At 41.4% G+C, this 4,563-nt stretch carries 3 protein-coding genes; 1 reads left to right on the plus strand and 2 read right to left on the minus strand.

The genetic code is table 11. From position 1 onward, the window contains the following. Window positions 1–9: 9 nt before the first annotated feature. Window positions 10–1,689: a glycosyltransferase family 39 protein gene (locus CDG79_RS39115; RefSeq protein WP_094346864.1), complete on the minus strand. Its 1,680-nt coding sequence runs from the start codon at window positions 1,687–1,689 to the stop codon at window positions 10–12. A 267-nt stretch (window positions 1,690–1,956) separates the two neighbouring features. After that, complete coding sequence (locus CDG79_RS39120) at window positions 1,957–3,195, minus strand: glycosyltransferase (RefSeq protein WP_094346862.1); 1,239 nt, start codon at window positions 3,193–3,195, stop codon at window positions 1,957–1,959. 727 nt (window positions 3,196–3,922) lie between these two features. Here CDG79_RS39120 and CDG79_RS39125 point away from each other — a divergent pair. Next, the gene (locus tag CDG79_RS39125) at window positions 3,923–4,399 is read left to right on the plus strand and encodes a hypothetical protein (RefSeq protein ID WP_094346863.1); all 477 of its coding nucleotides are present in this window, start codon (window positions 3,923–3,925) and stop codon (window positions 4,397–4,399) included. The last annotated feature ends 164 nt before the right edge of the window (window positions 4,400–4,563 follow it).

Genomic DNA, 4,563 nt, shown 5'->3' on the forward strand with positions numbered 1-4,563 from the left:
ATCCCCAGCTTATTGGCAATGATAAAGTTTATATTCGTAGCCGTTTATGCTTGGTAAAGATTGAGTATCAGATATCACGCATGTTTTAACAGTTTCTGCTACGGGGGCGTGAAAGTTTACCAGCCACAAGTCTAAAGGTCGTGGTAACTTCTTTAAAGTATTTTCTAGCGCAATGGTAGAAGTATTAGGATCTCGATCTTGATGGGCAAGGAGAAACAGAGGTTGTTGAGGTGAATTGGCAAGTTTAAACTCCCTAGCTACCCCCATCATTTCTCCAGTGTGTACATAAGTTTTATGAGTGGTGGCAATCAGTACTGGTACTGGGGATGTTTGTTGAATTAGCTGCACAAACAGGTCAGGGCGATAATATTTTTGATAGCCGAGATTGCAAATTACTGTAACTGCACTGAAAAATCCCATTAGCCAGATTAACATCACGGCTTTTTTACCGTTTATTCCCCATCTACCTATACTTTTAATCCCATTTTTTTCCATCAGTTCCTTGGGAGGATGCCAGCAAACTGCAAGACTTGCACCTAGTAAAATAACGATCGCGGGAAAGTAAACAAAGTTATATCTAGCACCTCTAGTTAGGTCAATCCCGAAAAAGTAGGCAAAGATAAAGAATAAAGCGATCGCACTGATAACGATTCCAGCAAACACCTGAATCATAATCCGGTTTTCTGGGTGCTGTAGTTGAATCTTTATCCCCCGCAGCAAAATTGGTACTGCCCAAATAAAGAAAGTCAGCATCACCACTCCAGAAGGAATCACAACTACTAGTTGTGAAGATTCAACTGGTAACAGCGAAATCATGGCAATCAATGTTCCTAAAGCTTGAAAAATGGGGTTTAACCAATCTAGCCCGCCGCGCGAACCTCGAATCCACTCGGTCAAAGCACCACGATTTTCATTCTCTAACAAGGTTGGTATCCAAATTAAACCCGCCACACAAGTACCTGTAGCAACGGCATAGATGCGCCGCCAGGGAGGAGAGAAGAGGAGAGAAAATTTTTGGCTAGTCTGCAATTGCAGCCAAGCCAGAAAAATCAAAACTATCGCTTCTGTGCAGAGGGTAAGGGTGAAAAAGTAATGAGTCGCAATACCTAAAGCATTAATTCCTACCCAAAAAAGTGCTATCCAGATGGGTAAAGGTGTACGGTTTTGAATATGACGTGTAGCAATTACTAAGCAGGTAAGGGAAGCAGTTACCCATAAAGCTGCCAAAGTGTAATGACGGGCTTCTTGTGATAAAAATACACCGTAGGGTGATACTGCCATCATCGCAGCAGTTAAGTGTCCCACTAGTGATGAACGAAATGCTACCTTACCTAAAATGTAAACACACGGAATTAAGGCAGCACCAATTATAGCTGGTAGCGATCGCGCCGCAAACAGCGATACTAATCCGCCATCGCTGGGAAATAATTTCATCCACAGGTGAGCCAGCACAAAATACAGTGGTGGATGACTATCTTGTGTAGCTAAGTTATGAATAACATCACCAATACTAGCTGCTGGGTTTGGTTGCAGTGGTTGTAATAGGATGTCAGGTGCGATCGCTCGATCTAGGGGTACTGGTGAAAAAGTATTCCCTAAGCTAAACACCAAGGTGGCAAACTCATCAGTCCAAGGAGGCTTTGCAGTCAAGTTGGCTAGGCGCAAGCTGATGCCGATGATTAACCACATCAAGTTCAGAAAAGGGTGAAGCCAGGAAGGTGGGAGATGAGCCTGCCAATTATGCCAATGCTTGTGTTCTAAGGCAGAGCTTAAATCTACCATCTGTACGAAATGAGTCGTATAGGCAATAATTTTTCTGTAAAAATAAAATGCACCTTGAAAAAGAACTCTCATTGCCTGGCCTCACACGGATGAATTTGTAGATTTGACGTTTTAGATTTAAGTTCGTTCTAAAGTCTAAAAACAAAAATCAAAATCTCAAATCCCTCATTGTGATTATTTCACGTCGGTAACGCGCCAGCTAAGTTTCAAATTAATCCAGAAATTCCAGATTGTCGCAACTGCGATCGCTATCAACTTAGCTAAATACTGATTTATTCCTAAGACATTATAGAGAAAGTTAATTATTAGAGCTTGTAATACAACTCCTGCTAAACAGATCGCACTGAACTTCAAGAATCGCTTGAAACGTTGATGCGGATCGCGTTGTCTCTGAGAAATATCACTAAAAGTCCATAAATCATTCCATAGGAAATTATTTATGATTGCCACTCCGGCCGAAAGAATCGTACTGCGAGTTAAACCTAAATGAATCACAGTCCGCAGCAAGTAAAACACCGTTAAATCTACAAACACACCACTAAAGCCAACCAACCCAAAGCGGAGGAATCGACCAATGGGGAAATTGACCTTTCTACTAAATCTTCCCACCCGCCCTGTAGAAAGCCGCAACCGCACTAGGTGATGGATGTAATCTATATATTGCTTCCATGTAACCTTACTCTCACCCTCTTTGCGTTCGCAGAACACATACCCAACTTCGGCTACTTGGTCTACTTTTCCCCGCCCGATTACTTCTAAGAGAATTTTGTATCCGACTGGATTGAGTCTTGCATTGGCGATCGCACTCCGGCGCACCATAAAATAACCGCTCATCGGGTCAGAAACTCTGCCCAGTACTCCCGGTAATATCACCAAGCCTAACAACTGAGCGCCACGAGACAAGAAACGCCTAACAACACTCCAGCTACTAACACCGCCTCCTTCAACGTGACGGCTGGCTACTGCTAAATCTGCACCCTGCTCAACACTACGCAACAGTTGCATCAGCACCTCTGGTGGATGCTGCAAATCTCCATCAATCACCCCCAACACATTCCCGGTAGCTGCTTGCCATCCCCGAATCACTGCTGAAGAAAGCCCCCGTTCTTGCTGTCGTCGCATTACTCGCAACTGAGGGTATTCTTGCGTCAAGGATTGTGCTATTTCCCAAGTTCGGTCTGGGCTATCATCGTCTACCACAATTAGTTCATAGTTTCCTGGAATAGATTCATCCAGTAACTGACTCAATATACTGACCACATTCTTGATGTTGTCACGCTCTTTATAAGTAGGAATTACTAGAGAAAGATAAATAGATTCACCACTCGTACCCAGATGGTTAGGGGGCAACTCTGAAATCTTTAGTGGCCCAGTTGGTACTGTTAACAGCGAGTTGGATGAGTTAATTTTCATGATTTAACATTACAGAACGAGGATGTGTAAAAACCCAGGCAAATAAAGCCAGCAGATGTTTGGCTTTATTGATTGAACTTGGTTGGTCAAAATTAGATGAATAGTTTTGTTACAGTTAGTTGTTCTGAAAAGTTTAGTAATTCTCGCACCTCAATTCAAAATATTTTTCTAAAATTCATCTAAACTTTACATTTAACCAGTAGTTTTTATGATAATGCTTGTTCGCTTACATAATTTTTTATACAGACAATAAATACTGTACCATTAACTCCTTAAGTCAGCAAATATACAGTTTATCAAGACTATGTGAAAACTTTTTAGTATTAGTATAGCTAATGTATCAATCAAAAATAATTACTGACAAATAAGTACTTATTACAACTAAGTGCAAAATGTCGTAATAGTGAATCCATCGCTAAAAGAGTCTATCAAAAAATAGCAAAGATAAGGGTGAAATTAATGAGCCAGAGAGTTAAAGGCTAGCGCAGTCAAGATATTACTTTGGGCTTTCTGCTCTATATAGTTGTCAAAAGATAGATTAATCCAGTTCAAAGAGTCCTTGACGAGGATCAAAGGTGGATGAACGCAGTTCAAAGATTAGTTAACGGAGTTGCAAGGTGTATGAAGCGAGTTTTCTCACTCCTGTCTAATCTCCACTACCTTAATTACCTTATTTACTCGTAATATTGGATACTATAGTCTGGATTTTATTGCTGTTGGGGTGTTCATGTCTGTTTTACATAAATATACTGTTATTCTTCCTGTTAGTCTGAGCATTGCTTTGTTCGTTAGCAGTTGCACCGAGAACAAAGTCTCCCAGTGCCAGCGATTGATTAAAGTTGTGAATGCTGGAACTTCTTTGATTGATAAAAATAAAGGAACGCAAGTGATCACCAGCATACAACTGTCTAAAGATTTAGAATTTGTAACTAAATCGATTAAGGAACTGAATTTAACAGATCCCAAGCTGAAAGAATTTCAAAGCAGTTTTGTCAACATTTTTCAGAATCTCAGTCAAGCGATCGCTAAAGCCGGTAAGGCGCTTGGTACAACCAAAACAGCAGAAGCCTCGGCATCTGGTAGAGAAAAAATCCAAAAGGCGAGAACTGATATTGACTCAGCCCTGACAACGGCTACAACCCTTGGCCAACAGTCGGATACGTTAGTCAATCAGACGAATAAATACTGTAGTCAGCCAGATTAATCTTATTTGGGGTATAGGGTATGGGTGAATGGCACGCTTGATAAGGGAAAATCGTTGAGGCAGCAGGGGTGCAGAGGAGCGGAGGAGCAGGGGAGAAAGAAGAAATTTTAGGCATTGCGTTCAGATATTTAGAAAATCCCCTCTGCACCCCTGCACCCCTGCAC

Source organism: Nostoc sp. 'Peltigera membranacea cyanobiont' 232 (genome assembly GCF_002245985.1).
GTDB lineage: Bacteria > Cyanobacteriota > Cyanobacteriia > Cyanobacteriales > Nostocaceae > Nostoc.